A 25835-nucleotide genomic window follows, 5' to 3' on the forward strand; every position below is an offset into this window, starting at 1 on the left:
ACCTCTACAAGTGGATGGATTGCCTGGTTGTAGCGCGCTGCGCGAGCCACAAGCGGGAGTGTCATCTTTTTTGCCGAGAAGTACTATCAGCTTGTGCAAAGTGCCATTAAGGGCTACATTCGGTACCGTCATCTGCTACCAAACTTGTAAAGAAGGATATCTCGTGAGTTCACCTGAACTGGTTTTGCGCGTGCTGCGCACCCAATTGCGTGCCGCCGGCATCACGTACAAGGTATTGGCCGAGCGCATCGCCATGAGCGAATCGAGCGTCAAGCGCATGTTTGGCCAGCACGACATGTCGCTCTCGCGCCTGGCCCTGATCTGCAAGGCCTCGGGCATCGCCATGGAAGACGTGCTGCGCGGCGCGGCCGACATCACGCCGCATGCCGATACGCTCACCCTGGTGCAGGAAAAGTCGCTGGTGGCGCATCCGCGCCTGCTGCTGGTGGCGATCTGCTGCCTCGGCCACTGGAGCCTGGAGCAGGTGGTGGAAACGTATGCGCTGACGCAGGCCGAATGCATCGGCTGCCTGGCCGAACTGGACCGGCTGGGCTTGATCGAACTCAAGCCCCTGAACCGCTACAGCCTGCGCGTCTCGAACGCCTTCCACTGGCTGGCCGACGGCCCGGTGCAGCAGTACTTCCGCGAACACGTGGTGGCCGATTATTTCAGCGGCCATTTTGACGGTGCCGGCGAAACGCTGATGTGCATCCCGGCGCGCCTGTCGCTGTCGAGCGCGCAGGAACTGGTGCAAAAGATCCGCCAGCTGGCCGAGGAACTGGCGCGGCTGCACCAGAACGACCGCCGCCTGGCACCTGCCGAACGCGATGGCTTTACCCTGCTGCTGGGGTTTCGCTCATGGGAATTTGCCGCCTTCACGGCTCTGCGCCGCAGCACGGCCCCCGCCGGCTACCAAACGGGTCCCAGGAACAGATAGAAGGTGCTCTCGCCGCCCTTCGATGCGCCCGAGGCCACGTATACGGGGCCGAAGCGCGTATCGACGGAGATGAAGGCGCTGCTGGCCTGCGTGAACTTGCTGGATTTCCAGCGCTCGTTCTGGTCAAAGCCGCCGCCCATTTCCAGCGAAAAGCCGGCCCGCACGGCGCCGCCCAGAGTACTGGGCAGGGAAGCGATGCGGCGCGCCATCACCACGCGCGCCAGGGCGATGCTGCGCCCGCTCACCGATTGAGAATCCGTGCCGGACAGGCGCAGAAAGCCGCCCAGGCTGAGTGGAGCCTCGCCGCGCTGCGCGCGCGCCCATTCGCCATACACGTGGCCGGCCCAGTTGCCGTAACCGAAAGCCTTCAATGCCGTCAGCGAAGAGCGGCCCAGCGCCGCCTCGCCCGAACCCGTGGTCGAAGCGCGCGTCCAGGTAGCATCGAGCAGCGCGCCGCGCGTGGGGAAGCCCGGCGAATCGAGCGTATCGACGCGGAACTGGACAAACTGGGTGGTACCCAGCCCACGCGACTCAGGCTGCGTGGGATCGGCCGGTATCGCCAGCTTGCCCTTGATCTCCGTGCGCGTGACACCGAACTGCAAATCGCCCCAGGTACCGAACTCGCGTCCCAGCACCAGCGCCGCCGTCTGGCCGCTGTACGCCACGCGCGCGCTGCGCCGGCCCTGGTCGAAGACATCCATCGCCGACGAGGTGTACTGCAGCTGCGGCGCGATATACCACGGGTTGCCTGCGCCCAGCGGCTGCCAGAACTGCACACCATAGCCGCGCGCATTGCCGATCTGCGCCATGCTGCGCAACTCGCCGCCCCAGCTGTTCAGGTTCGAACGCACGTGCAGCAGCTTCAGGGCGAAGCTGTTGCTGTCTCTGAAATCGCTGGACAGCTCCAGGCCCACGCGCAGGCGGTTGCTGGCCCATGGCGCTTCGACCGCCTTGATGCTGACCGTGCGCTGGTCGCCGGCATCGACCACGTCCGTCTCCACGCGCGCCACGTCGCCGCGGCCATATAGCCTGGCCGCCGCCTTGAGTACATCCTCCTGGCTGACGGCCTGCCCTTCCACCAGGCCCGATTGCGCCTGCAGGATGCGCGGATTGATGTCGCCTTCGCTCTCCACGGCCAGGCGCGTGAGCGGCAGGGCCACGTCCAGCAAGGCCGGCGCCGCCAGACGCAGCTGCTCGCGCGCCGCATACTGTTCCGGCGGCAGGGCCAGCGGCGCCAGGCGGGCGGCCAGCGCCTGCGCCGCCTGTTCGCCGGCGCGCATGGCGCGCGCATAGTTTTCGAAATCGAGGAAGCTGACGCCCGTCAGATCCGGCGCCACCAGGATATCCTGCGGACGCAATTCCTTGAGCGAGCGCTGCACATTCTGCTCCGTGAGGATCTGCAGCATCTGCTGCGCCACGCCGATGGCGCTGCCCAGGTCTTTTTCCGGCGCCAGCGGCGTGCCCACGTTGACGGCGATGATGATGTCGGCGCCCATGGCGCGCGCCATGTCGACGGGCAGGTTGCGCACCAGGCCCCCGTCCACTACCAGGCGGTTATTCACGCGTACGGGGGCAAACACGCCAGGCACGGCCAGCGAGGCGCGCATCGACAGGAACAGCGGCGTGTCGACCAGTTCCACCAGCTCGCCATTGACCAGGTCCGACGCCACCGAGCGGAAGGGCAAGGGCAGCTGGCTGGCGGGGCGGTCGCGCATGCCGGCCGGCAGCAGCCGGTTCAGCGCCATTTCCAGCGCCGCATTGCTGGCCGCGGCCGGCGGCGTGGAGATGCCGTTGCGGCTGATGCCAAACTCGATGCGCGACGGCAGCAATAAATCTTCTTCGCGGCGGCGAAACGCCAGTTCGTCACGCGGCGGCCGGTCGGCCACCACGCGCGCCCAATTGGTCTCGCGCGCCATCTTTTCCAGGTCCGCCACGGAAGCGCCGGCCGCATACGCGCCGCCCACCACGCCACCCATGCTGGTGCCGACCACCATGTCGATCGGCACATGCAGCTCCTGCAGCACTTTCAATACGCCGATATGCGCGAGACCACGCGCGCCGCCGCCCGACAGCACCAGTGCAATGCGCGGGCGCGCCGCTACGGGCGCAGGAACGGCCAGGGCGGGAGCGGAGGCAACGGTGCTGGCGGGAACGTCAGCGGCGGCGCCGGCGTGCGGCAAGGCGCACAGCGCCGCCACGCAGCCTGCTGCCAGGACGGCACGAATCGAAAACATGAGGACTCCTGTTGCGATGACGGCACGGCGCCATCAGCATGGTGGTAATGGGGTGATCCCGAAAATCAGCTCAATTTGACGGCGGCGCGCCGGTGCTGCTCACCTGCGGCGGCGCCGGCATCATGGTCGCCGGACGCTGCTGCTCCATCGGCAGCGGCGGCGGCACCAGATTCGTTGCCGACGCCGGTGCCGGGCTGGCAGACACTGGCCCCGGCAAGGCCAGCGCCTTGTCGTCGGCCACCAGGTCGATGCGCTTGCTCACGCCGCCATCGCGCAGCAGCACATGGCGCGCATGCACTTCCAGCACCGTCACGCCGGGCGCCACCTCGGCGCCTTCCGGCAAGGCCACGGACGGCTTGCCGTCGGTGGCGATGATGGCCACGCTGCCACGGCCATTGCCGGCCGCGACCACGCCCTTGAGCTGGTAGTTGCTGGCCGTGGCTACGCTGACCTGGCCGCCAAACAACGCAGCGCCCGCCTCCACGCTGGCATCCTGCACCACCGGTACGGCGGGTGGATTGATGGGGCGCTGCGGCGCCTTGAACAGCTGCATGGCCCAGTAGGCCAGCGACACGGACAGCGCCACGACGGCGAGCAAACTTGTAAATTGAGGCAAACGCTTCATGGCTTCCTTGAGTTTCTTATCTGACGAGCTGATTGATTTCGATAATCGGCATCAGCACGGCCAGCACGATCAGCAGCACCACCACGCCCATGGCCAGGATCAGGGCCGGTTCCAGCAAGCCCGCGATGGTCAGCGTGCGGCGTTCCAGGTCCTGCTCCTGCGCACTGGCGGCACGTTCCAGCATGGCCGGCAGCTCGCCCGTGATTTCGCCCGCGCGTATCATGTGGATCAGCATGGGCGGAAAATGCTTTTGCGCCGACAGCGCGCGCGCCAGGCTGACGCCCTCGCGCACGGCGCCGCTGGCTTCTTCCACCAGTTCCTGCATCGCCACATTGGTCAAGGTATCGCGGCTGGTGTCGAGCGCGCGCAGGATCGGCACGCCGGAGCCCGTGGTGATGGCCAGGGTACTGGCGAAACGCGCCGTATTCAGGCTGCGCTCGAACTTGCCGTACAAGGGCGCCGTCAGCAGCCAGGTATGCCAGCGCCGTTTCAAGGCCGGCTGCTGCAGCGCGCGGCGCCAGGCGAACCAGGCGCCAATCAGGACGATGCCCACCACGATGCCATAGTTGCGCACGAAGTCCGACAGCGCCAGCATGATCACCGTCAGCAGCGGCAGCTTCTGCTTGGTATTGGCAAACACGGAAACGATCTGCGGCACCACGTAGGTGAGCAGGAAGATCACGATGGAAAACGCCACCACCGTGACGATGGCCGGATACGTAAAGGCCAGCTTGACCTTCTGCACCAGCGCATTGCGCCGCTCGATGTAGTCGGCCAGGCGCGAGAGCACGCGCGACAGATGGCCGATCTGCTCGCCCGAGGCTACCAGCGCCCGGTAGATTTCCGCGAAATCGCGCGGATGGCGCGCCAGCACGTCGGAAAACGCGGCGCCGCCGATCACTTCGGAACGGATCGAGGCAATCAGGTCGCGCAGATACGGCCGCTCGGCCTGTTCCAGCAGCGCGGAAAACGCCTGCTCCAGCGGCAGGCCCGCTTCGAGCAAACTGGCCAGCTGGCGCGTAAACAGGGCCAGCTCGGTGCTCGACAGGCGCTCGCCGAAGCCGCGCCGCTTGGTGACGCCGGCCGCGTCGACCTGCGCGGCAATCGGTTCGACGGCCAGCGGCACCAGGCCTTGCACGCGCAGCTCGGCGCGCGCGGAGCGGGGACTGTCGGCATTGAGCACGCCCTTGCGGGTGGCGCCCTGGGCGTCGACGGCTTCATAACGGAATGCGGGCATGGTGGCGGGCCTAGTCTTTGGTCACGCGCAGCAACTCGGCCTGCGTGGTGGTGCCGTCGCGCAGCCAGCGTTCGCCGTCGTCGCGCATGCTCGTCATGCCGTCCTGCAGGGCGACGGCGCGCACTTCCGCTTCCGAGGCGCGGTTGTGGATCTGCGCGCGGATCTGCTCCGTCGTGCGCAGCAGCTCGTACACGCCCACGCGGCCCTGGTAGCCGGTCTGGCCGCACTGCTCGCAGCCGACCGCCTGCCAATATCCGCTTTGGCCATCGAAGGTCTTGCAGGAGCCGCACAGCTTGCGCACCAGCCGCTGCGCCAGCACACCAAGCAAGGAGGACGACAGCAGGAATGGCTCGATGCCCATGTCCAGCAAGCGCGTGACGGCCGCCGAGGCGTCGTTCGTGTGCAGGGTCGCCAGCACCAGATGGCCCGTCAAGGATGCCTGCACGGCGATCTGCGCCGTCTCCAGGTCGCGGATCTCGCCGATCATGATGACATCAGGGTCTTGCCGCAAAATCGCCCGCAGCGCCTTGGCAAAGGTCATGTCGATGCGCGGATTGACCTGCGTCTGGCCCACGCCGGCCAGGTCGTACTCGATCGGATCTTCCACCGTCAGGATGTTCGTGGTGGTGGCGTTGAGCATCGACAGCGCCGCGTACAGGGTCGTCGTCTTGCCCGAGCCGGTCGGACCGGTGACGAGCACGATGCCGTGCGGCTGCGTGATCAGGCCATCGAACTGTTTCAACATCGGCGCGCTCATGCCCAGGTGCTGCAGGTCGAGGCGGCCCGCTTCCTTGTCCAGCAAGCGCAACACGGCCCGTTCGCCATGCCCGGTGGGCAAGGTCGAGACGCGCACGTCGACGGGCTTGCCGCCCACGCGCAGGGTGATGCGGCCGTCCTGCGGCAAGCGCTTTTCGGCGATGTCGAGCTGCGCCATGATCTTGATGCGCGAAATGAGCGAACCGTGGATGGCTTTGCGCGGGCGCACCACGTCGCGCAGGCTGCCATCGATGCGAAAGCGCACGACGGAGGTCTGCTCGAACGGCTCGATGTGGATGTCGGACGCGCCTTCGCGCAGCGCCTGCGTGAGCAGCGCGTTGATCATGCGGATGACGGGCGCGTCGTCGGACGATTCGAGCAAGTCCTCGATGGCCGGCACGTCCTGCAGCAGCTTGGTGAGATCCAGGTCGGCGTCGAATTCATCGGCCATCTGCGAGGCGTCGCCGCCACCGCCCGCGTAGGCGCCGGCAATGGCCGCATCGAGTTCGCCGCGCGGCAGCACCGTCAGTTGAATCTGGCCGAAACGGCGCGACACTTCGGCGATGGCCGCCGGCGCCGTCGATGCGGCCACCAGCACGTCGACCGGGGCGCCATCGACCGCGCCGGGCCGGGCCAGCAGGCCGAAATCGCGCGCGTAGGCGTAGGGAAGCAGATTGCTCATGGCTGTCCCATCACTTCTGCTGCTGCGGCAATTGCTGCTGCTGGTATTGCTGCAGCAGCGGCTGCGGCGGCGTGGCCGCATTGGCTGGCGCGCCTGGCGGCGGCGTTGGCGCCGGCGGCACGGGACGCGTCACCATGTTGCCGCCCACCGGCTGGCCATCCTGCAGGGCTGGCAGCACAGGCGTACCCAGGTCTTTCAGCATCAGGTTGCCCGTGGCCGGCACGGCGGCCGTCTCGGCCGAGCGCATGTAGTCGTAGCGGTCGGCCGCCAGGCTGCCGCTCTGCTCCTTGTTGCGCACGATGACCGGGCGCAGGAAGATCATCAGGTTGGTTTTCTTGCGCTCGCGTGTCTGGTACTTGAACAGGTTGCCGATCAGGGGAATGTCGCCCAGGCCGCGCACTTTTTCCGCGTTGTCGCCCGTGGTGTCCTCGATCAGGCCGCCCAGCACGATGATCTGGCCATCGTCGGCCAGCACATTGTTTTCGATCACGCGGTTGTTGATGGTGATGCCGCTGACGGCCGACGCGGTGGATTTGTCCACGCTCGACGTCTCGTGATAGATACCCAGCTTGATGGTGCCGCCCTCGGAAATCTGCGGGCGCACCTTCAGGGTCAGGCCCACTTCCTTGCGGTCGATGGTCTGGAACGGATTGGTATTGGTGCCGGCCGTACTGGTGTACTGGCCCGTCAGGATAGGCACGTTCTGGCCCACCTTGATGGTCGCCAGTTCATTGTCCAGGGTGATCAGGTTCGGCGTCGACAGGATATTCGCATTGCCGTCCGATTCCAGCGCATGCGCCACGGCGCCCAGGCCCAGCGCGCCGTTGATCTGCTTGAAGATGCCCAGGGTCAGGCCGCCCGTCGGCAAGACCTTGCCACCGCCCGTGGCGATGGCAGCGATGTTGTTGGTGGTGCCGCCGGCGAACGACTGCAAGGCGCCCACGCGGTAGTTGCTGGTGCTGTCGCCCGACAGCCCCAGCCACTGCACGCCGAATTCGGACGCCTTGGCCGACGTCACTTCGACGATCAGCGCCTCGATGTAGACCTGGGCGCGGCGCACGTCGAGCTGGTCGATCACAGCGCGCAGGTTGCGGTAGACGGCTTCGTTGCACGTCAAAATCAGCGTATTCGTCGACGCATCGGCCTGGATGAAACCGGCCGCGCCGCCCGACGACAGTTGCTGCGGCGCGTTGTTCAGCGAAGCGCCGCCCGTGCTGCCGCTTTGCGTATTGCCGCCCAGGCCAGTGCTGTTCATGCCGCTGTTGTTCTGGCCGATCTGGTTGTTCGTGTTCTGGTTGCCGACGCCCTGCTGCGCCGTGGCGGCCGTGCCGTCCGACGTCACCACCGAGCGCAGGGTCTGCGCCAGCTTGGTGGCGTCCGCATTTTTGAGGTACACCACGTGCACATTGCCCAGCTGCGTGGTGGGCTGGTCCAGCTTCGAGATCAGCGACTTGGCCAGGTTGGCGCGCGCCGCCGACGGCGCGCGCAGCACCAGCGAATTGGTGCGCGGGTCGGCCAGCACGGAGACCTTGCCAGCGTCGGCCCCTGCGGCGGCCCCCGCATTCCCGCCTTCCATCAGTTTATTCACCATCGAGGCCAGGTCCGACGCGATGGCATAGCGCACGGGGATCACGTCCAGGTCCGTCGAGGCGGGCACGTCGAGCGCGGCGATGATCTTCGCCAGGCGCTTGAGGTTATCCGCGTAATCGGTGATCACCAGCGAGTTGTTGCCCGGGTTGGCGTTGATCGTGTTGTTCGGCGAAATCAGCGGGCGCAGCACGGCCAGCAGGTTGGCCGACGATTCGTAGTTCAGGTAAAACACCTGGGTGGCGATCTGGTCGCCCTTCACCTGGCTGGCGCCGTTGCCCACCTGGGTCGGCACGGATTGCAGCTTGGCGTCCGCTTCCGGCACCACTTTCGCGTAGCCGTCGCCGGAGACCACCGCATAGCCCTGCAGGCGCAGCGCGGAGGCCAGCAGCCCGAAGGCCTGAGTTTTGCTGATCGATTTTTCCGACACCAGCGTGATCGTGCCCTTGACGCGCGGGTCGATGACGAAATTGATGTTGGTGTAATGGCCCACGGCCTTGATCACCGACTCGATGTCGGCACCGACGAAATTGAGCGCCGCTTCATCACCGGGTGCGGCCCAGGCGGGTGCCGGCATGCCGGCCACGGAACAGCACAGCAAAGCGGCGGCCGACAGGCGGCGCAGCGAAAAGGAGAAAGTATGGGGGCTCACGGATGGTTTTTTCATTGTCTGAACTCTAAGGCGATGATGTTTTTTTCGCTATTGCTACGGCGCTGTCCCAGCAAATTCAACAAACTCGCCAAGGTCTCTTCATATCCTGCTGCGGCCTGGGCCTGGCCGGAAAACTGCATGCGCCCCTGTTGCAGGCTGCCGCTGCCGTCAAGCAGCAGCGGTCCCTTGATGGAGCGCAGGGTCAACGTCGCCTGCTGCCCCTGCCAATCGAAATCGAGCTCGTAGCTGCCCAGCGGACGCAAGGACGACAGGCGCGAGGCCATGTCCGTCATCTGCAAGGTGGTGCGGCCGACGGCGGAAAACTGCCGCTGCTCCAGGGCCAGCTGCAGGGTGCTCCACGACAGGCGCATGCTGCCCGTCGGCGCCACGGTATTTAATGGTGCACCGAGGCCGCCGAGGCCATCGGCCGGCAGCAGCAGGGCCGCCGGGCTGACCTGCCAGTGCGACCACGAACCGCGCAGGTTCACCGGCTGCGACAGCGCCTGCGGATTCTGCAATTCCACGTCCGCCGATCCCCACAGCACCGAGGGCGAAATGCGCCAGCTGAAGCGCCCCGGCAGCAGCGGCGTCACGGCGCCATTCGCGCTGGCCGCCCCGCCGATAAAGGCCGAGCCGCGCCACAGGGTACCTTGCGCGTCGCCCAAGGTCAAACGTCCGCCCGTCTGCTTTTCCACGATGCCGGCGACCCAGCCGGCCGGGAAAAATACCAGCAGGGTGACGCAGACGCTGACGATGATGGCCAGCAGCCAGCCAAGCAAGCGCCTCATCGTGCCGCGCCCGGGCTCTGGTGCAGGGTCAAGCTGGCATCGACCAGGCCCGCCACCGCCTTATCCTGCACCGTCTGCGCCGTGATCTTCGCTTCCTGCACCGCCACGCGGCCTTCGCGGCGCAAGCCGTCCAGCCACAGCATGACGCTGGCAAACGGCACGCCGTTCAATTGCACGCGCGCGTACTCTCCCGTCAGCGACAGCGATTGCGGCGTCAGGCCGCGCGCCTTCAGCGACGCGTCTATGCTGTCACGGCTCATGGGAGCGACCTGCACGGGCGCCTGGCGCGCCAGGTCGCCCGCTTCACGCGCCAGCGCCTGCAGCTGGGCCGCGTTCTGGCGCAGCTCGGGCAAGCTCTTTTGCAAGGCGATGCGGCCCGTCCAGGCCGGCTCGAAAAACACCGCGTAGACGAGGGCCAGTCCCGCCACCACGCCGCCGATGGCCAGCAGCTTGCGCTCCTGCTGCGTGCGTTCCGCCCAAAAGGCTTGCAGCGCCTGCTGCTGCCGCGTCAACGCGGCGCGCGCCTGATTTACTGCTGCACTCATGCTTTTGCTCCCGTGGCCGGCGTGATCTTCCACACGCCCGGCGCCGTTTCATTCAAGGCCAGCTTGCGCGCGGCCAGGCCATCGCGCACCTGCGCCTGCGCGCTGGCGTCGACCATATCCGGTTTCAGCGTGACGATCAGGCTGCGCTCGCGATATTCCAGTGACGCCACCACGCCGCGCCCGGCCAAGCCGCCCAGCGCCTCGCCCAGCGCCGCGCTCATGCTCGTAAAATCGTCCATGCTCGCTTGCCCGCCCTGCAGGCGGGCGGCGGCGATATTGCGCCGCATCTGCTCCGCTTCCAGTCCATACACGGGCGCTTCATTCGGATACGCGGCCTTGAAGGTTTGCTGCATCGAGGTGCGCACGGTGGCGGCCTCGCGCTTCAGCCGCATCCATTCGATATTCATGCCGGCCAGGTTGACGATCACGGCCAGCAGCGCCAGGCGCAGCGGCCAGCGCCAGCGGCGCCATTCGGTGGCCGATCCCGTGGCCGTGCCCAGCGCGGGCGCCAGGTCCAGTCCCGCATTTTTGGCGCCGGCGATCCAGTGCGCCCAATGATCGGGTTCCAGCGTCACGCCCTGCATGCCGGCAGCGAGCTGTTGATATTGCGCCAGCTCGGCCTGCACCACGTAGACCGTCAGCGGTACGTCGCCGGCAAACGCGCGCGTCGTCAGCAGCGCCTGCTGAGGGTGAGCCGGCAAGACCAGGCCCAGCCCTTCTTGCGGGGCCTGGCGCAAGGCCAGTTCCAGGCCGTCGCCGGCCGCCTGCAAGGAGGCCGTCACGCTGCCTGGCTGCAAGGGCAGGCATAGCTGCGACGGCAGCAGCACCACCTTGCGCGCGCCCTGCGCCAGTAAAGCCTTCACCAGTACCCCGGCCCAGGCGCGCTGCGCCACGGCGACCGTGCGCATGCCGGCAGCATCGGGCACACCGGCGGCCAGCAGGCAATCCTGCGTGTCACCGAGGATATGTTCTTCCACCAGGCCAGGCAAGGCCGCGCGCAGGCGGGCGCCGGCCAGCGGCGGGGTTTTCAGGCGCAGCAGAGTCACGTCGGCCGCCGCCAGCAGCAAGACCACCTGCTTCGCGCCGGCGATCAGCTGCCCCAGGCTGCCCAGCGGCGCGCTGCCCTGCTGCAACAGGGCGCCGCCGTCGCCGGCCAGCACGAAGGAGCAGGCCGGCGCGCTATCGATGGACGCCCTGGCCGGGTGACGGATATACAATATTGTCAAAGTGACTCGCTTTCAGGGGTTAATTTTCCCGCAACCAGACCAGGCTGGTGGTGCGCTGCGGATCCGTTTTGCGATTGACGAGCGCCACGGCATCGAGGGCGGCACGGTCCAGCCGCACGCGGATGACGGTGAGGAAGTAGCGGCTCTTCACATCGAGCTCGACGCCCTCAATCACACTGCCATTGATATTATTCTTGAAGTTTGCCAAATCGACAAACTTTTTGCGCGGATTGCTCAAGGTCAGCGCGCTGGCTTCAGACAGCGACATCATCGTCACGGCCGCCAGCACCTCGGCCGGCGCCGTATTCACATTCACGGACGTTATTTCCGGCAACACGATGATGAAGTCGCGCAGCTTTTCGATGATTTGCGGCGTATAGCCGGGCACGGCCAGCAAGTCCTCGACCTGCGTGAAGGCCATCGGCTCGCTGCTGCCGCCCGATGGGGGCGTGGCGGCGGGCGTCTTGCCATCGCTGCCGCTGTCCATGGCGCGCGGTTTCGGCCGCGCGCGCAGCACGGCATCGGCCGTCGCCTGCGCCAGGGAACTATCGAGCTGCAAGTTGGCCAGCAGCCGCTGGTAGGCCTGCACGTAGGACTGGCTGACAATGCCCGTGGCGGCGGCCAGGTTGGTGATATTGAAACGCGCCTGCGCATCGAGCGCGCGGCCCGAGACGGTGGCGTCAAATTTTTCCGTGTCGACCTTTTCGCGGTCGACGTAATCGTCGAGCCGCGCTTCCTCGATGGGCGTGGCCCACACGCCGTCCAGCGCCGTCTGCGAGGGATTATCCTGGCGCAACCAGAAGCGGGCGAAGTCGACCATGCCGCGCATGGCCCACTGCGTCTGCAGGCGCAGACGCTGGTTTTCCATCGAGCGCACCTGCACCTGCTGCTGCCAGAACAGGCTGGCGACGACGGTAATGGCCAGCGCCGTCAGCAGCAGGGCCGTGATGACGGCCACGCCGCGCTGGCGCGCGGGGAGCGAAAAGTGCTTCATCCCGGCCCCAACAAAAAGACTTTGGACAGGCCCGCATCCTGGCCCGGCATTTGCAAGGTCACTTCCAGGCCGACAAAATCCTCTGTTTTTGTACCGGCAAACATGGTGATCCACTCAGGATTGGGCGTATTTTGGCGCATTTGACCGCGCATGACCATGCTGTCGACGCCATGCATCAGGGCCACGTCCGCGTTGGAGGTATCGGTATCGTCGCGCGCCGCCTGCCACAGCGTGTCGAGCACGGCCAGGTCGCGCGTGCCGTTCGACTCGCGCCGCGTCAGCACGCCGCCACGCAGACGGTAAGTGACCACTTGCAACTGTTGCGGCTCCTGTTCCGATGCGGCCAGGCGCACCAGGGTCAGGCGGTCATTTTCCGCCGACAAGTTCAGGCGGCCATTCAGCAGGGTATTGCTCTGGCCGGCACCAGCCAGATGGTCACAATCGCTTTGCATCTGGGCAAACGCCAGCTGCATGCCGCGCGCCTGCTCCAGCTGGCTGGTCAGCACTTCACGCGAACGCATGATGCTGTCCAGGCCGCGCCAGCCCAGCACGGCGACCATGGCCAGGATGCCAATCGCCACGAGCAGCTCGATCAAGGTGAAACCCGCGGCGGAGTAATTGCGGCGCGCCATCAGTCGTTGAACGCCAGCAAGACCAGGCGCACGATGCGCCGGGCCGGGTATTGCACGTCGTACACGTTCACGCGCACTTGGCGGATGCGGGGATTCGGCGTGGCCACCACTTCCTCTTCGCAGATCAGTTTTAAATCGCCCTGCGGGCAGTCGACCGTGCGCTTGCCCGTCTGCGGAAAAGTTTTTGCCAGGCGCAGCCGCACCAAATGGTTTTCCGCCGACCAGGTGGCCATCATGGAGCTGCGCAAGCCGTCGCTGTTCTGCGTCAGGCTGCCGACGGCGCGCAGCGAGGCACCCAGGGCCGTGCCGACGATGACCAGGGCCACCAGGACTTCCAGCAAAGTGAAGCCGAACTGCGAGCCGCACTGGCGGCGTGGTCGGGAGAGGCCCATCATTGCTCGACCGTGAAGTGGCCGATGCCATCGGCGCGGATGGCCACGCTGCGCTCGCCGCTGGCCAGGGTCAGCACGAAAGGCTTGTCGACCGGTTCGCGGCCGAAGATGATGCGCAGCGGCTGAGCCACGCTGTTCGACGGCTGCACGCTGAGCAGCATGGGCGTGTTGGCAAACGCGCGCTCGCGCAGCAAGTCATCCTGCGTCACGGGTTGCCACAGCTTTTCATTGAGGACCAGGAAACGGTATTGATTTTCGTCCGCCTCGAACGCCACTTGCCGGCTGCGCACGATGGCTTCATCGCGTGCCAGCTGCAGCAGCAGGGCGATGCGCTCGGCTTCTTTTTGCAGCGCTTGCTGGCCATTCGGCATGGCGTTCAGCGACACCAGGCCCAGGGTCACCCCGATGATGACCATCACCACCAGCAATTCGATCAGCGTGAAGCCGCGCTGGCGCAGACCGGTGGTCATGGCAGGCATGCAATGAAAAACTTACAGTTCCCAGGAGCCGATATCGGCATCGTCGCCGCTACCGCCAGGCTGGCCGTCGGCACCCAGCGAAATCAGGTCAACTTCGCCTTTCACGCCCGGTGACAGGAACTGGTATGGGTTGCCCCACGGATCTTTCGGCATCTTTTCCAGGTAGCCGCCGGCCTTCCAGCCATTCGCGGCCGGTCCCGTGGTCGGCTTCTCGACCAGGGCACGCAGGCCCTGTTCGGTAGTCGGGTAGCGCTGGTTGTCCAGTCGGTACAGTTTCAAGGCTTGCATCACGGTGGCGATGTCGACTTTCGCCGCCGCCACTTTCGACTCGCCCGTGCGAGCGATCAGCTTGGGCACCACCAGCGAAGCGAGGATGCCCATGATCACCACCACTACCATGATTTCGATCAAAGTGAAGCCGCGCGCGCGGCGCTGGCGTATCGGATGGTTTGCTGCGTTTTGCATAAGAAAGAGAGAAGAAGGTGAGTAATGAGTGCAGAGTATAAAGCGGAAATATGACAAAGCCTGTCATATGGGGAAAAATTTGTGCGGGGCTATTCAGAGCGGCAAGACCACTCCACCGCAAACGGCGCAGCCGGGGTCGCGCGCGACCCGCATGCTGCTCCATTCCATGTGCAAACCGTCGAGCAGCAGCAGCCGTCCGGCCAGCGATTCCCCCACGCCCATGATGAGTTTCAGCGCCTCGGCCGCCTGCATGGCGCCCACCACACCCACCAGCGGTGCGAACACGCCCATGCTCGAGCACGCCTCGTCCGTGAACTGCTGTTCTTGCGGAAACAGGCAGGAATAACAGGGTTGCGTGCCCGTGCGCGGGTCGAACACGCTCACTTGCCCATCGAAACGGATCACGGCGCCCGACACCAGCGGCACCCGGGCCGCCACGCAGGCGCGGTTGACGGCGTGGCGCGTGGCGAAGTTGTCGGTGCAGTCGAGCACCACCGTGGCGGACAAGACCAGTTCAGCCAGGCGCGCGCCGTCGAGGCGCTCTTGCAAGGCGACGATGGCTATCTCGGGATTGATGCCGGTCAAGGTTTCGCGCGCCGACAGCACTTTCGGCTGGCCCACGCGGGCCGTGGTGTGGGCGATCTGGCGCTGCAGATTGGTCAGGTCGACCGTATCGTCATCGACCAGGGTCAGCTTGCCGACGCCGCTGGCGGCCAGATACATGGCGGCCGGCGAGCCGAGCCCGCCCGCGCCAATCACCAGCACATGCGCATCGAGCAAGGCTTGCTGGCCTTCGATGCCGATCTGATCAAGCAGGATATGGCGCGAATAGCGCAGCAGTTGGGCGTCGTTCATGGCGGCGACTACGGTTTTTGCACAGGAATCTTCTTGTCATCGGCCTTGATGTCGGAAGCAATTTCCGGCTTGGCGCCGATCTTCTCCGCCTTCGGGTCCACCTTGGCCAGCTGCACCGGCAAGCCCTGGAAGTGATTCAAGGCTTGTTGCAGCTGGAAATCGTCCTTGGCGCCGTATTCGAGCGGCTTGCGCTTTTTCGCCGTGGCGATCAGGCGCTGCTCTTCTTCCAATTGATCTTGCATGCCTTCCATCGTCGGCTTGGCCGCTTCCGGCTTGCCGTCGTTGCTGCTCAAGTGTTTTTCCAGGTCCGCCTCGCGCACGCGCAGGCTGTTCCAGCCATCGCCTTCAGCCGTTTCATCGACCAGCAAGTCGGGCACGATGCCGCGCGCCTGGATGGCGCGGCCTTTTGGCGTGTAGTAGCGGGCCGTCGTCAGCTTGACGGCCGTATCGGCCGTGATCTGGCGCAAGGTTTGTACGGAACCCTTGCCGAACGTTTGCGTGCCGATGACGGTGGCGCGCTGGTAATCCTGCAAGGCGCCGGCGACGATTTCCGAGGCGGAAGCGGAACCGGCATTGACCAGCACCACCAGCGGCACGGTTTTCAGCGCGGCCGGCAGCTTGGCCAGCGGGTCGGCCTTGGCGCCCGGCGGCGCATAGAATTCGCGGCGGCCATAAAACACTTGCTTCGACTCCGGCAACTGGCCCTTGGTGGAAACGATCACGGAATTACCCGGAAGAAATGCTGTCGCCACGCCGATAGCGCCCGGCACGACGCCACCGGGATCGTTACGCAAGTCCAGCACCAGGCCCTTGAGCTTGGGGTCTTGCGCATACAGCGCGTTGATCTTTTTGACCATGTCATCGACGGTCGGTTCCTGAAACTGGGCGATGCGCAGCCAGGCATAGCCAGGCGCGACCATCTTGGCCTTCACGCTTTGCACACGGATTTCCTCGCGCACGATGGGGAACACCAGCGGGCGGCTTTCGCCCTTGCGCGACATGGTCAGCACCAGCTTGGTGCCGGGCTGGCCGCGCATCTTCTTGATGACCTCCTCCAGCTGCAAGCCCTTCAGCGGGATATTGTCGAGGCGGGTGATCAGGTCGCCGGCCAGGATGCCGGCTTTGGCGGCCGGGCTGTCCTCGATGGGCGAGACGACTTTCACGTAGCCGTCTTCCATGCTCACCTCGATGCCGATGCCGACAAACTTGCCTTGCACGCTTTCGCGCATTTCCTTGAAGGCATTTTTATCGAGGTAGACGGAATGCGGGTCCAGCGACGAGACCATGCCGGAAATGGCTTCCGTCAGGAGTTTCTTGTCTTCCACCTTCTCGACATAATCGGACTTGATCAGGCCGAAGACGTCGGACAGCTGGCGCAGCTCGTCGAGCGGCAGCGGGGCATTCGTGATTTTCTGCGCCACGGCCGGGAACTGCAGCGACATGCCGATGCCGGCCAGCACGCCCAGACCGATCAGGCCGATACTTTTGACTTTGATACCCATGTATTCTTCGCCTCTACAAATTCGCTGGGGAACTTAAAACTTCACCCAGGTGGCTGGATCGAAGGCGCGGCCCTGATGACGCAATTCAAAGTATAGCCCTGATTCCTCGTTGCCGCCGCTGTTGCCCGCGCTGGCAATGGCGTCGCCGCCCTTGACGGCATCGCCCACGCGTTTCAGCAAGGATTGGTTATTGCCATAAATACTCATGTACTGGCCGCCATGGTCGACGATGATCAAATTGCCGAAACCGCGCAGCCAGTCGGAAAACACGACCCGGCCGCCGGCGATGGCGTGGACCTCGCTGCCTTCACCCGTGCGGATGAACACGCCCTTCCAGCTGGGGCCGTCACCACGCTTGCTGCCGAAGCGGGCGGCGATCTTGCCCGCCACGGGGGCGCGCAGCTGCCCTTTCAGGCTGGCAAAGGCGCCGGCCGGCGCGGCCGGACCCAGGCTTGGGCGTTCCGGCTCCGGCTTGGGTTCCGGCTTCGGTGTCACCTTGGCCACCTGCGGCGGCTCGTCGTCGTCGATCGGTTCCAGTTTCACGGGCGGCGCCGGCGGCGTTTGCGGCTTGATCTTGCCCGATTTGTTTTGTTGTTCTTTCGCCAGGCGTTCGCGTTCGGCCTGCGCCTGGGCGGCCTTGGCGCGCGCGGCCAGCAAGCGTTCGCGTTTTTCCGCCGCGATCCTGGCGTCGGCGGCCGCTTTCGCGGCGGCACGCTGCTCGGCCAGCAATTGCTGGCGTTTCTTTTCAGCCGCGGCGGCGGCGGCCTGCTCTTCGATCAGTTTCGCCAGCTTGTCGACCAGGCTGCCCATGCGCTGTTCGTCGCGCTCGACATTGCCCACTTCCTTGCGTTGCGCCACCAGGCGCTGCGACAAGCTCGTCAGCAAGGCGGCGCGGCGCGCCTTCTCTTGCACCAGCAGGGCCTTCTGGTCGCGCTCTTCCTGCGCGATTTCTTCCAGTTCATCCTTGGCGTTCTGCACGTCCGCCTGGTTTTTCTCCACCGCCAGCAAGTTGGCGCGCAAGGCGTCGAGCAGGCGCGCCTGCGCCTGCGACACATAGGCCATCAATTGCAAGTCGCGGTTGATGCGGTTCGGATTGTCGCCCGACAAGAGCAGCTTGATGCGGTCTTCGTTGCCGGCGACATATTGTTTACGCAGCAACTTTGACAGCTGCGCTTTTTGTTTTTCGACGGTGGCCGTCAGTTGCTGGTGCTCTTGCCCCAGCGCATTGAGTTTCACGCCCGTCGCGCTTTGCTCCTGCGCCAGGTCGCGCAAGGCGCGGTTGGCGTTGGAAATGGCCTCTTCCGACTCGGCCAAGGTATCGGCCGCGTCATCCTTGGCGCTTTCCGTGCGGCTGATGTCGCGCTTGAGCGCCGTCAGCTTTTGTTGCAATCCAGCACGTTGTGCTTCCGCGGCCGCTTTCTGCTTGCTGCGTTCGGTGGGCTTGGCACCCTGTGCGGCAGCGCTGCAGAACAGCAGCGCTGCGCACAGCATGGCGCCGGCGCGCCACGCCGGCAGGGGTCGTTCAGCAGAGGGGGCGATTGCTGTGCCGCGGAAGAAAGACAACAAGTTACTTGGCCTTCCCTTGGTTCGCCACGGCCGCTTGCGCTGCCGCAATCGCTGCCGGGTCGCCCAGGTAGTAATGACGGATCGGTTTCAGGTCGGCGTCCAGTTCATACACGAGCGGCTGGCCGTTCGGGATGTTCAGGCCGACGATATCGCTGTCGCTGATGCCATCGAGCATCTTGATCAGCGCGCGCAGGCTGTTGCCGTGGGCCGAGATGATGATTTTCTTGCCGGCGCGAATGGCCGGGGCGATTTCCTCGTCCCAGGACGGCATCACGCGCGCCACGGTGTCTTTCAGGCATTCGGTCAGCGGAATCGACGCTTGCGGCAAGCCGGCGTAGCGCGGATCGTTGAACGAGGCGCGGTCATCGTTCGCTTCCAGCGGCGGCGGCGGCGTGTCGTAGCTGCGGCGCCACACCAGTACTTGCTCGTCGCCATACTTGGCGGCTGTCTCGCCCTTGTCCAGGCCTTGCAGGGCGCCGTAGTGACGCTCGTTCAAGCGCCAGTCGTTCTTGATGGGCAAATACATCATGTCCATCTCGTCGAGCGCCAGCCACAGGGTCCGGATGGCGCGCTTCAGGACGGAAGTGTAGGCCACGTCGAACGTAAAACCTTCCTGCTTGAGGATCTGGCCGGCGGCCCTGGCTTCGTTGACGCCCTTTTCCGTCAGATCGACGTCGGTCCAGCCGGTGAAGCGGTTATCGAGATTCCAGGTGGACTCGCCGTGACGCATGAAAACGATTTTGTACATAGTTCTATCTTCTCAAGGGGTTCAAATCAAAAAAGCAAAACGTAAAAAGACCTCGTCCAGCTTCTATTTTATAATGCGCGGATTGACTTAAACCATTGGACCCTACGTGAAATTCATTATCGACCACATTTTTCTGTTTGCCATCGTCATTATTTCCGGCGGCGCCCTCCTCTGGCCACTGCTGTCGATGCGCGGCAAACGCGCGACCGTGCTGGAAGTCACGCAACTGATCAACCGCGGCAAGACCATCATTGTCGACGTGCGCAGCGCGGAAGAGTTCGCCACGGGCCACTTGCCTGACGCAAAAAATATGCCGCTGCCGGAACTGGCAAAACGTCTGGGCGAGCTGGAAAAATTCAAAACACGCCCCATTGTAGTGGTTTGCCAGAAAGGTTCGCGTTCGGCAACGGCCGTCGGCCTGCTGGGCAAAGCCGGTTTCGCCGAGGCAACGAGCCTGGAAGGCGGCATCGACGAGTGGAAAAAGCAGGGTTTACCATTGAAAACCTTGTCGCTGGCGAAGTAAGCCGGCCTTAACTGAAGGAAGCATCATGACCATACCAGTAATTGTTTACAGCACCGCCGTGTGCCCGTATTGCGTGCGCGCCGAGCGCCTGTTGGAAGCCAAGGGCGTGACCGTGCAAAAGATCCGCGTCGACCTCGACCCGGAAGAGCGCATCAAGATGATGGAACGCACGGGCCGCCGCACGGTGCCGCAGATCTATGTGGGCGAAACCCACGTGGGCGGATTCGACGATTTGTATGCGCTCGATCAAGCCGGCAAGCTGGACCCCTTGTTAAATGGCACGGCAGCCTGATATAAAGCGGGTTCGAGAAATTGCTTGGTTTTTTGTCGTATTGTTTTGATACAATTGCCCTCGCACCTGATCTGGCCGTGCCTATCCGGCACGGTTTGAATACCGCAAGTACCATATTTGAACGGTGTGCCGTTCTTGTCCTTTACAACGAAAGCGTTCCATGTCCGACGAAAATCTGCAACCAGTCTTCCAAATCCAACGCGTCTACCTGAAAGACATGTCGCTGGAACAACCAAATTCCCCAGCTATTTTCCTGGAACAAGAAGCACCAGCGATCGAAGTGGCTCTGGACGTGGGCGCGGCGCCTCTGGCCGACGGCATCTTTGAAGCCACCGTGACCATCACCGTGACCGCCAAAGTGGGCGAAAAAGTCGCTTTCCTGGTTGAAGGCAAGCAAGCTGGTATCTTCGAAGCACGCAACATTCCTGCCGATCAACTCGATCCGCTGCTGGGAATCGGCTGCCCGAACATCATCTACCCTTACCTGCGCGCCAACATCGCCGACGTGATCACCCGTGCCGGCTTCCCGCCAGTGCACCTGGCCGAGATCAACTTCGAAGTGTTCTACCAACAACGTCTGCAAGCTATTGCTGACGCCGCTGCAGCAGCTCCAGCAGCCAGCGAAACGCACTAAGAACATCTCACCAAACCTGCTGCGCGGCGCGCCTTGCGGCCTGTGATGCTCGCTGTGCCCTGGCACAGCTGCGCTTCTCGGCCACAATGCACTGCCGCTCGCGACGGTTTTGTGTGTGTTCTATACTGCAGGTAAGAAACGGCGGCCTGGCCGCCGTGTTTCGTTAAGGTTCAAAAATATCATGTTGAAAAGTGCGCTCTTGAGCAAGTTCCGCTGGATGGCCGGCGCCGTGCTGCTGCTGGCCACCGCCGCCAGCCACGCCGTCGATTTCAAAACGGTGGGAGCAAATCCCGTGATCCTGTACGACGCGCCATCCGCCAAGGGCGGCAAGCTGTACGTGGCGCCACGCGGCATGCCGCTGGAAGTCGTGCTCAGCTACGGCGAATGGGTCAAGGTACGCGACGCCAGCGGCGAAATGGCCTGGACCGAAGCCAAGGGCCTGTCGGCCAAGCGCAACGTCGTGGCGCGCGCTGCGAACCTCAAGGTTCGCGCCAGCCCCGATGACACCGCCTCCGCCATCATCCTCGTCGACAAGGGCGTGCTGCTGGAAATGAGCGAGCAACCGAGTTCCGGCTGGATTAAAGTGCGCCACAAGGATGGCCAGAGCGGCTACGTCAAGACCAGCGAAGTGTGGGGCTTGTAAGCACCGCGCCCGTCCCCCCTGCCCCGTTGAGGTTGCATGCAAGTTTCTCCTGAAGTCACTCCCGATAGTATTCCCGCCGTCCGCAAGATCACCATCCTGGGCGCCGGCGCCTGGGGCACGGCCGTGGCCATGGCCCTGGCCGGCCGCCACGACGTGCTGCTGTGGGGCCGCAACGGCGCGGCCATGGCCGCCATGGCCGCCAGCGGCGAAAACAGTTATCTGCCCGGTTTTCCTTTACCGCCGCAACTGCGCATCAGCGCCGATTTCGACGCCGCCGTCGCGCATGCCAGCGGCGAACACGGCCTCTTGATCGCCGCCTGCCCCGTGGCGGGCCTGCGGCCGATGCTGCATCAACTGAAAGACAGAGCCATCGGCAACCTGGTGTGGCTGTGTAAAGGCTTTGAAGGCGGCACGGGCTTGCTGCCGCACCAGATCGTGCAGGAAGTGCTGGGCGACAAGATCCCCGGCGGCGCCCTGTCCGGCCCCTCGTTCGCGCAGGAAGTGGCGCGCGGCCTGCCGTGCGCGCTGACCATCGCCTCGCACAGCGCCGCCTTGCGTGGCGCCGTCGTCTCGGCCTTGCATGGCGGCACCATCCGCGTGTATGCGAGCGAAGACCTGGTGGGCGTGGAAGTGGGCGGCGCCGTCAAGAATGTGCTGGCCATTGCCACCGGCGTGGCCGACGGCCTGGGCCTGGGCCTGAATGCGCGCGCCGCGCTGATCACGCGTGGCCTGGCGGAAATCACGCGCCTGGGCACGGCCCTCGGTGGCCAGACGGAAACGTTCATGGGGCTGACGGGCATGGGCGACTTGATTTTGACCTGCACGGGCGACCTGTCGCGCAACCGCAGGGTCGGCCTGGGTCTGGCACAAGGCAAGGCGCTGGCCACCATCGTGGCCGAACTCGGTCATGTGGCCGAAGGCGTGCCGTGCGCCAAGGCCGTGCGCGAACTGGCGCGCCGCATGGGCGTCGACATGCCGATCACCAACGCGGTGGCCGGCGTGCTGTTCGATGGCGATTTGCCGCACGTCATGGTGCAACAACTGCTGTCGCGCGATCCGCGCGACGAAACTACCTGAAAAAATGACAGGGCCGGGCCTAGCGCCCAGCCTTGGCCATCAAGATCGTCAGCAGCACCAGACTGTCTTCGCGCGCGGCCAAAGCATGCGCCTGGCCGCCGTGCAGATACAGCATTTGCCCCGGCCCCAGCACCTGCTCTCCGCCATGCGCGGTCACCGCCACCTGCCCTTGCAGGCACAGCAAGGTGATTTCACCGAGCACATGATGCTCGGGCATGGTCTTGCCCTTGGGCATGCACATGCGGATCAATTCCAGTTCGTCCGTCTTGGCCAGCGCAATGGCGGAAAACTGCGACAGGTCGTCGCTATCCCTGCGCAGCACCTCGATCACCTGTCCTGAACTTGCGTGCTCCAGTGCCATCATGTGCTCCTTCAGCAATTACTCGGGGACTTCCTCCGGCTCTTTCGCGCCGCGCATCCACTCGACCAGCGGCCACGCATCCTGCAAGCCTTGCGCCAGGGTCGGCAGCAGTTTTTCCGGTTCGTTGACGGGCAGCGGTATTTCGGTCCAGACAAAAAAGCTTTTCAGCTTGATGAATTCGATATGTTCGGCATCCGCGTCAAACCCCTTGGGCGGGCGCTGCAACTTGCCCTCGTTCTGGATGGTGCCGAAACGGGCCTTCAAGCGCTTATTTTTCAGCACTTTGGAAAAACCTGGCGCGTCGTTGAGCATATGTTCGCGCAGCGCCTTCAGGCGGCCTGGCGGCGGCATGTATTCGCCGGCACCGAACAGCAAATTGCCCTGGCCATCGATCTGCAGATAATACGTGGGGCCGCCCGCCTTGCTGGGGCGGCGCATGTCGTTCGGCGCGATGGCGGCCGAAAAACGCGTTTTATACGGGCTTTTATCGTGCGCGAAACGCACGTCGCGGTTGATGCGGAACAAGGCCTTCTTCGGATTGCAGTATTTCACGGCCGGGTCGAACTTGCCGAGTTCAGCAATGAGTGACGTCACCAGCGCCAGGAATTCCTCGCGCAGGATGTCGTAGCGGGGCTTGTTCATGACAAACCAGGGACGGTTGTTGTTGTCGCTCAGTTCACGTAAAAATTGGGTCAAATCACGCACATGCATGTGTCAAATTCCGATCAACAACTATTTGGAAAGCTCTTTCGGGATGGGGCGCTTGCCCACCATCACGTCGAGCGCCGCTTCGCGATTTTTGCGCAGCACCGTCATTTTAGCTTTTCCGCCGGGCGGCAGTTGGGCGATCAGATTCAGCATTTCCGTCGTGTCGCCCACGGGCTTGCCTTCCACCGTCAGCAGGATGTCGCCGGGCACGATGCCCGCCTTGTCGGCCGGGCCGTTGCGCACCACGCCGGCGATGATGGCGCCGCTGGTGCGCTGCAAGTTGAAGCTTTGCGCCAGCTCGGGCGTGATGTCCTGCGTTTCCACGCCGATCCAGCCGCGCACCACGTGGCCATCCTTGATGATGGCTTCCATCACCGTCTTGGCCGTCGAGACAGGGATGGCGAAGCCGATGCCGACGGAACCGCCGCTTTGCGAGTAAATCGCCGTATTGATGCCGATCAAGTTGCCGCGCGTATCGACCAGGGCGCCGCCCGAGTTGCCGAAGTTGATGGCGGCATCCGTCTGGATGAAGTTTTCAAAGCTATTGATGTGCAGATTGTTGCGGCCCAGCGCGGAGATGATGCCCATGGTCACCGTCTGGCCCACGCCGAACGGGTTGCCGATGGCCAGCACCACATCGCCCACGCGCGCCAGTTCCGACTGGCCCAGCACGATGACGGGCAACTTGTCGAGGTTGATCTTGATGACGGCCAGGTCCGTTTCCGGGTCCAGACCGACGATCTTGGCAGGCGCCTTGCGGCCATCGGTGAGCACCACTTCGATTTCGTCGGCGCCTTCGACCACATGGTTGTTGGTCAGCACATAGCCTTCATGGCTGACGATGACGCCGGAACCGAGGCTGTTTTTCAAGTCCTCGCCATCCTCAGCGTCCGGGTCGCGCTCGCCGAAGAAACGTTTGAAGAAGGGATCGCGCGCCAGCGGATGGGCGCCGCGCTTGGGCACTTGCAGGGTGAGGATGTTGACGACGGCGGGCATGGCGCGCGCCGCCGCGTCGCGGTAGGAACCGGGCGCCAGGCTGCTCGACGCCGTTTCCACCACGGGCACCGGTTTCGCGGCAGAGCCCAGTTGCTGTACCCGGCTGGCCGGGCGCAGCGCGCCGTACACAAAGTACAGCGCCAACGCGATCGTCACGGTTTGCGCAAACAATAACCAGAATCGTCGCATAGTTCTCTGCCCAGGTCAGCCGGCCGGTGCCGGAACGACTTATTTTGCCAGATTGTTGCTGTTGCGTGCGTTCTGCTGCAGGGAATCGCGGATTTCACGCAGCAGCACGATGTCTTCCGGCGTGGCCGGTGCCGGTGCCGGCGTGACCGGTTCGCTGCGGCGGGCCTTGTTCATCAGGCGCACCATCTGGAAGATGATGAAGGCAAGAATGATAAAGTTGAGCAAAATGGTCAGAAAATTACCGTAGGCCAGCACGGCACCCGCCTTTTTCGCTTCCACCAGGGTCATCGTCGTGGCTTGGCCATTCAGGGGCAGGTAGTAATTGGCGAAATCGAGGCCGCCGAAAATGCGGCCGATGGGCGGCATGATCACGTCTTGCACCAGGGAATCGACAATCTTGCCGAAGGCGCCGCCGATGATGACACCGACTGCCAGATCGACAACGTTGCCTTTCATTGCAAATTCTTTAAATTCTTTCATCATTGCCATGAATTTCTCCTTCGGATAGATATAAAAACATGCCGATCATACTATTGATTCCCAGTGCCACCAACTTGTGGTTGTCGGCGAGACCAATTCGTGCACAGCCAGGCGCATCTAGTTCGAAAGAACTAGCCACCTCCTGCAAAAGTATATAAATTATGGTACAAGCAACGTTTTTGTTCTATTCGTTGTTTGCTTCACTTATAATTTGCGGTTGCCAGAAGTGGATTTTTCACTTCCGGATAATCAACAAGAAACTGGCACGGGCTGCGCCATTGGCCGAAGTTCCGCAGGGATGTTGCCACTTTACCGCGCAAAGACGCGGGTTGCGGCAATCAGTGGGAAAGAGCTTCGGCGACGGGTTTTTCGCGGCTGCCACTCATAATAAAGATTCGCATTTTGACTGATTGGGGTTTGCATGAGTAACGAAAAGCAGGTCGATTCAGGCCGTCGCGGCTTGCTCGTCGCCACGTGCGCGGCGGGCAGTGTAGTTGGATTGGCAACCGCGGGAGCCTTGGTAAGCACCTTCCAGCCGTCGGAGCGCGCGAAAGCGGCTGGCGCGCCGGTCGAAGTAGACATCACCACCTTGCAACCCGGCGAAATGCGCACCGTCGAATGGCGTGGCAAGCCGGTCTGGATCCTGAAGCGTACGCCGGAAATGATCGCGTCCCTGAAAAAGACCGATGGCAAAGTCGCCGATGCCAATTCGCAACGCAATCCCGCCGAATTCACGCCTGACTACTGCATGAACGAGGCACGCTCGATCAAGCCTGAAATTCTCGTCGCCGTCGGCATCTGCACCCATCTGGGCTGCTCCCCTTCCTCGAAATTTGCCCCCGGCCCGCAACCGTCGCTGCCCGATGACTGGGAAGGCGGCTTCCTGTGCCCTTGCCACGGCTCCACCTTCGACATGGCAGGCCGCGTGTTCAAGAACAAGCCGGCGCCGGACAACCTGCAAGTGCCGCGCCATATGTACCTGAGCGACACCAAATTGCTGATAGGTAAAGACGAGAAAGGCGAGGCTTGA

The 25835-nt window shown here is 63.9% G+C and carries 28 protein-coding genes; 7 read left to right on the top strand and 21 right to left on the bottom strand.

The annotated features are described in order from the left end of the window. The first annotated feature begins 163 nt into the window (after positions 1-163). Complete coding sequence (locus CLU93_RS10345; RefSeq protein ID WP_071079832.1) at positions 164-937, top strand: helix-turn-helix domain-containing protein; 774 nt, start codon at positions 164-166, stop codon at positions 935-937. Here CLU93_RS10345 and CLU93_RS10350 read toward each other — a convergent pair. From CLU93_RS10350 to gpmA, 17 genes are all read right to left on the bottom strand, one after another. Continuing rightward, complete coding sequence (locus tag CLU93_RS10350; protein ID WP_099760989.1) at positions 910-3171, bottom strand: patatin-like phospholipase family protein; 2262 nt, start codon at positions 3169-3171, stop codon at positions 910-912. The genes CLU93_RS10345 and CLU93_RS10350 overlap by 28 nt on opposite strands. A gap of 70 nt (positions 3172-3241) precedes the next feature. Beyond that, the gene (locus tag CLU93_RS10355) at positions 3242-3796 is read right to left on the bottom strand and encodes a type II secretion system protein N (RefSeq protein ID WP_099760990.1); all 555 of its coding nucleotides are present in this window, start codon (positions 3794-3796) and stop codon (positions 3242-3244) included. Between the two features lie 16 nt (positions 3797-3812). Then, positions 3813-5033, bottom strand: coding sequence for a type II secretion system inner membrane protein GspF (gspF, locus tag CLU93_RS10360; protein ID WP_099760991.1), 1221 nt, complete (start codon positions 5031-5033; stop codon positions 3813-3815). Positions 5034-5043: 10 nt separating this feature from the next. Then, positions 5044-6471: a type II secretion system ATPase GspE gene (gene gspE, locus CLU93_RS10365; protein WP_099760992.1), complete on the bottom strand. Its 1428-nt coding sequence runs from the start codon at positions 6469-6471 to the stop codon at positions 5044-5046. A gap of 10 nt (positions 6472-6481) precedes the next feature. Beyond that, on the bottom strand, positions 6482-8725 hold the full coding sequence (gspD, locus tag CLU93_RS10370; protein WP_099760993.1) for a type II secretion system secretin GspD: 2244 nt from the start codon (positions 8723-8725) through the stop codon (positions 6482-6484). Then, the gene (locus CLU93_RS10375) at positions 8722-9498 is read right to left on the bottom strand and encodes a type II secretion system protein N (RefSeq protein ID WP_099760994.1); all 777 of its coding nucleotides are present in this window, start codon (positions 9496-9498) and stop codon (positions 8722-8724) included. Before CLU93_RS10375 ends, gspD begins: the two co-directional genes overlap by 4 nt. After that, positions 9495-10043, bottom strand: coding sequence for a type II secretion system protein GspM (gene gspM / locus CLU93_RS10380; protein ID WP_099760995.1), 549 nt, complete (start codon positions 10041-10043; stop codon positions 9495-9497). The genes CLU93_RS10375 and gspM overlap by 4 nt, the downstream gene beginning before the upstream one ends. After that, on the bottom strand, positions 10040-11269 hold the full coding sequence (gene gspL, locus CLU93_RS10385; RefSeq protein ID WP_257224925.1) for a type II secretion system protein GspL: 1230 nt from the start codon (positions 11267-11269) through the stop codon (positions 10040-10042). Before gspL ends, gspM begins: the two co-directional genes overlap by 4 nt. Before the next feature lie 19 nt (positions 11270-11288). Next, positions 11289-12263: a type II secretion system minor pseudopilin GspK gene (gspK, locus tag CLU93_RS10390; protein WP_099760997.1), complete on the bottom strand. Its 975-nt coding sequence runs from the start codon at positions 12261-12263 to the stop codon at positions 11289-11291. After that, positions 12260-12895 carry a PulJ/GspJ family protein gene (locus tag CLU93_RS10395; protein ID WP_099760998.1) on the bottom strand — a complete coding sequence of 212 codons (636 nt, stop codon included), beginning with the start codon at positions 12893-12895 and terminating at the stop codon, positions 12260-12262. The genes gspK and CLU93_RS10395 overlap by 4 nt, the downstream gene beginning before the upstream one ends. Further along, entirely contained in the window at positions 12895-13290 is a 396-nt protein-coding gene (gene gspI / locus CLU93_RS10400; RefSeq protein ID WP_099760999.1) for a type II secretion system minor pseudopilin GspI, read from the bottom strand. The genes CLU93_RS10395 and gspI overlap by 1 nt, the downstream gene beginning before the upstream one ends. Next, complete coding sequence (gene gspH / locus CLU93_RS10405; protein WP_096233276.1) at positions 13287-13766, bottom strand: type II secretion system minor pseudopilin GspH; 480 nt, start codon at positions 13764-13766, stop codon at positions 13287-13289. Before gspH ends, gspI begins: the two co-directional genes overlap by 4 nt. Before the next feature lie 12 nt (positions 13767-13778). Further along, positions 13779-14231, bottom strand: a complete 453-nt coding sequence (gene gspG / locus CLU93_RS10410) for a type II secretion system major pseudopilin GspG (protein ID WP_099761000.1) — start codon at positions 14229-14231, stop codon at positions 13779-13781. Positions 14232-14324: 93 nt separating this feature from the next. After that, positions 14325-15086 (bottom strand): HesA/MoeB/ThiF family protein, encoded by a 762-nt coding sequence (locus CLU93_RS10415; protein WP_099761001.1) that lies wholly within the window; start codon positions 15084-15086, stop codon positions 14325-14327. Between the two features lie 8 nt (positions 15087-15094). Then, positions 15095-16588, bottom strand: a complete 1494-nt coding sequence (locus CLU93_RS10420; protein WP_099761002.1) for a S41 family peptidase — start codon at positions 16586-16588, stop codon at positions 15095-15097. Between the two features lie 33 nt (positions 16589-16621). Further along, positions 16622-18079: a murein hydrolase activator EnvC family protein gene (locus CLU93_RS10425; RefSeq protein ID WP_099761003.1), complete on the bottom strand. Its 1458-nt coding sequence runs from the start codon at positions 18077-18079 to the stop codon at positions 16622-16624. 76 nt (positions 18080-18155) lie between these two features. Next, positions 18156-18902: a 2,3-diphosphoglycerate-dependent phosphoglycerate mutase gene (gene gpmA, locus CLU93_RS10430; RefSeq protein WP_099761004.1), complete on the bottom strand. Its 747-nt coding sequence runs from the start codon at positions 18900-18902 to the stop codon at positions 18156-18158. A gap of 106 nt (positions 18903-19008) precedes the next feature. Here gpmA and CLU93_RS10435 point away from each other — a divergent pair, with 106 nt between their 5' ends. The 5 genes from CLU93_RS10435 (at position 19009) to CLU93_RS10455 (ending at position 22071) form a co-directional block, all read left to right on the top strand. Continuing rightward, complete coding sequence (locus tag CLU93_RS10435) at positions 19009-19425, top strand: rhodanese-like domain-containing protein (protein WP_071079850.1); 417 nt, start codon at positions 19009-19011, stop codon at positions 19423-19425. 25 nt (positions 19426-19450) lie between these two features. After that, on the top strand, positions 19451-19717 hold the full coding sequence (gene grxC / locus CLU93_RS10440) for a glutaredoxin 3 (RefSeq protein WP_099761005.1): 267 nt from the start codon (positions 19451-19453) through the stop codon (positions 19715-19717). Positions 19718-19877: 160 nt separating this feature from the next. After that, positions 19878-20351, top strand: a complete 474-nt coding sequence (gene secB, locus CLU93_RS10445) for a protein-export chaperone SecB (RefSeq protein WP_034783580.1) — start codon at positions 19878-19880, stop codon at positions 20349-20351. Between the two features lie 181 nt (positions 20352-20532). Further along, a complete protein-coding gene (locus CLU93_RS10450) occupies positions 20533-20994 on the top strand; it encodes an SH3 domain-containing protein (protein ID WP_099761006.1) in 462 nt (153 codons plus the stop codon). A gap of 36 nt (positions 20995-21030) precedes the next feature. Continuing rightward, complete coding sequence (locus tag CLU93_RS10455) at positions 21031-22071, top strand: NAD(P)H-dependent glycerol-3-phosphate dehydrogenase (protein WP_099761007.1); 1041 nt, start codon at positions 21031-21033, stop codon at positions 22069-22071. Between the two features lie 19 nt (positions 22072-22090). Here the strand turns inward: CLU93_RS10455 and CLU93_RS10460 are convergent, their stop codons facing one another. Genes CLU93_RS10460 through mscL form a run of 4 tightly spaced genes read right to left on the bottom strand, consistent with a single transcriptional unit; the run spans position 22091 to position 24814 of the window. Then, complete coding sequence (locus CLU93_RS10460) at positions 22091-22435, bottom strand: cupin domain-containing protein (RefSeq protein ID WP_257224926.1); 345 nt, start codon at positions 22433-22435, stop codon at positions 22091-22093. A gap of 15 nt (positions 22436-22450) precedes the next feature. Beyond that, on the bottom strand, positions 22451-23143 hold the full coding sequence (locus tag CLU93_RS10465; RefSeq protein ID WP_099761008.1) for a DUF2461 domain-containing protein: 693 nt from the start codon (positions 23141-23143) through the stop codon (positions 22451-22453). A gap of 21 nt (positions 23144-23164) precedes the next feature. After that, positions 23165-24325 carry a Do family serine endopeptidase gene (locus CLU93_RS10470; RefSeq protein WP_165829249.1) on the bottom strand — a complete coding sequence of 387 codons (1161 nt, stop codon included), beginning with the start codon at positions 24323-24325 and terminating at the stop codon, positions 23165-23167. A gap of 39 nt (positions 24326-24364) precedes the next feature. After that, entirely contained in the window at positions 24365-24814 is a 450-nt protein-coding gene (mscL, locus tag CLU93_RS10475) for a large conductance mechanosensitive channel protein MscL (protein WP_099761010.1), read from the bottom strand. A gap of 412 nt (positions 24815-25226) precedes the next feature. Here mscL and petA point away from each other — a divergent pair, with 412 nt between their 5' ends. Continuing rightward, positions 25227-25835 carry a ubiquinol-cytochrome c reductase iron-sulfur subunit gene (gene petA / locus CLU93_RS10480; protein ID WP_099761011.1) on the top strand — a complete coding sequence of 203 codons (609 nt, stop codon included), beginning with the start codon at positions 25227-25229 and terminating at the stop codon, positions 25833-25835.

It is taken from the genome of Janthinobacterium sp. 35 (genome assembly GCF_002754575.1).
GTDB lineage: Bacteria > Pseudomonadota > Gammaproteobacteria > Burkholderiales > Burkholderiaceae_D > Janthinobacterium > Janthinobacterium tructae.

Excerpts from the sequence above, each read along its gene's own strand:
- CLU93_RS10350 (WP_099760989.1), bottom strand. The coding sequence starts at position 3,171 with ATGTTTTCGATTCGTGCCGTCCTGGCAGCAGGCTGCGTGGCGGCGCTG.
- CLU93_RS10355 (WP_099760990.1), bottom strand. The coding sequence starts at position 3,796 with ATGAAGCGTTTGCCTCAATTTACAAGTTTGCTCGCCGTCGTGGCGCTG.
- gspF (WP_099760991.1), bottom strand. The coding sequence starts at position 5,033 with ATGCCCGCATTCCGTTATGAAGCCGTCGACGCCCAGGGCGCCACCCGC.
- gspE (WP_099760992.1), bottom strand. The coding sequence starts at position 6,471 with ATGAGCAATCTGCTTCCCTACGCCTACGCGCGCGATTTCGGCCTGCTG.
- gspD (WP_099760993.1), bottom strand. The coding sequence starts at position 8,725 with ATGAAAAAACCATCCGTGAGCCCCCATACTTTCTCCTTTTCGCTGCGC.
- CLU93_RS10375 (WP_099760994.1), bottom strand. The coding sequence starts at position 9,498 with ATGAGGCGCTTGCTTGGCTGGCTGCTGGCCATCATCGTCAGCGTCTGC.
- gspM (WP_099760995.1), bottom strand. The coding sequence starts at position 10,043 with ATGAGTGCAGCAGTAAATCAGGCGCGCGCCGCGTTGACGCGGCAGCAG.
- gspK (WP_099760997.1), bottom strand. The coding sequence starts at position 12,263 with ATGAAGCACTTTTCGCTCCCCGCGCGCCAGCGCGGCGTGGCCGTCATC.
- CLU93_RS10395 (WP_099760998.1), bottom strand. The coding sequence starts at position 12,895 with ATGGCGCGCCGCAATTACTCCGCCGCGGGTTTCACCTTGATCGAGCTG.
- gspI (WP_099760999.1), bottom strand. The coding sequence starts at position 13,290 with ATGATGGGCCTCTCCCGACCACGCCGCCAGTGCGGCTCGCAGTTCGGC.
- gspH (WP_096233276.1), bottom strand. The coding sequence starts at position 13,766 with ATGCCTGCCATGACCACCGGTCTGCGCCAGCGCGGCTTCACGCTGATC.
- gspG (WP_099761000.1), bottom strand. The coding sequence starts at position 14,231 with ATGCAAAACGCAGCAAACCATCCGATACGCCAGCGCCGCGCGCGCGGC.
- CLU93_RS10415 (WP_099761001.1), bottom strand. The coding sequence starts at position 15,086 with ATGAACGACGCCCAACTGCTGCGCTATTCGCGCCATATCCTGCTTGAT.
- CLU93_RS10420 (WP_099761002.1), bottom strand. The coding sequence starts at position 16,588 with ATGGGTATCAAAGTCAAAAGTATCGGCCTGATCGGTCTGGGCGTGCTG.
- CLU93_RS10425 (WP_099761003.1), bottom strand. The coding sequence starts at position 18,079 with ATGCTGTGCGCAGCGCTGCTGTTCTGCAGCGCTGCCGCACAGGGTGCC.
- gpmA (WP_099761004.1), bottom strand. The coding sequence starts at position 18,902 with ATGTACAAAATCGTTTTCATGCGTCACGGCGAGTCCACCTGGAATCTC.
- grxC (WP_099761005.1), top strand. The coding sequence starts at position 19,451 with ATGACCATACCAGTAATTGTTTACAGCACCGCCGTGTGCCCGTATTGC.
- secB (WP_034783580.1), top strand. The coding sequence starts at position 19,878 with ATGTCCGACGAAAATCTGCAACCAGTCTTCCAAATCCAACGCGTCTAC.
- CLU93_RS10450 (WP_099761006.1), top strand. The coding sequence starts at position 20,533 with ATGTTGAAAAGTGCGCTCTTGAGCAAGTTCCGCTGGATGGCCGGCGCC.
- CLU93_RS10455 (WP_099761007.1), top strand. The coding sequence starts at position 21,031 with ATGCAAGTTTCTCCTGAAGTCACTCCCGATAGTATTCCCGCCGTCCGC.
- CLU93_RS10460 (WP_257224926.1), bottom strand. The coding sequence starts at position 22,435 with ATGATGGCACTGGAGCACGCAAGTTCAGGACAGGTGATCGAGGTGCTG.
- CLU93_RS10465 (WP_099761008.1), bottom strand. The coding sequence starts at position 23,143 with ATGCATGTGCGTGATTTGACCCAATTTTTACGTGAACTGAGCGACAAC.
- CLU93_RS10470 (WP_165829249.1), bottom strand. The coding sequence starts at position 24,325 with ATGCGACGATTCTGGTTATTGTTTGCGCAAACCGTGACGATCGCGTTG.
- mscL (WP_099761010.1), bottom strand. The coding sequence starts at position 24,814 with ATGGCAATGATGAAAGAATTTAAAGAATTTGCAATGAAAGGCAACGTT.
- petA (WP_099761011.1), top strand. The coding sequence starts at position 25,227 with ATGAGTAACGAAAAGCAGGTCGATTCAGGCCGTCGCGGCTTGCTCGTC.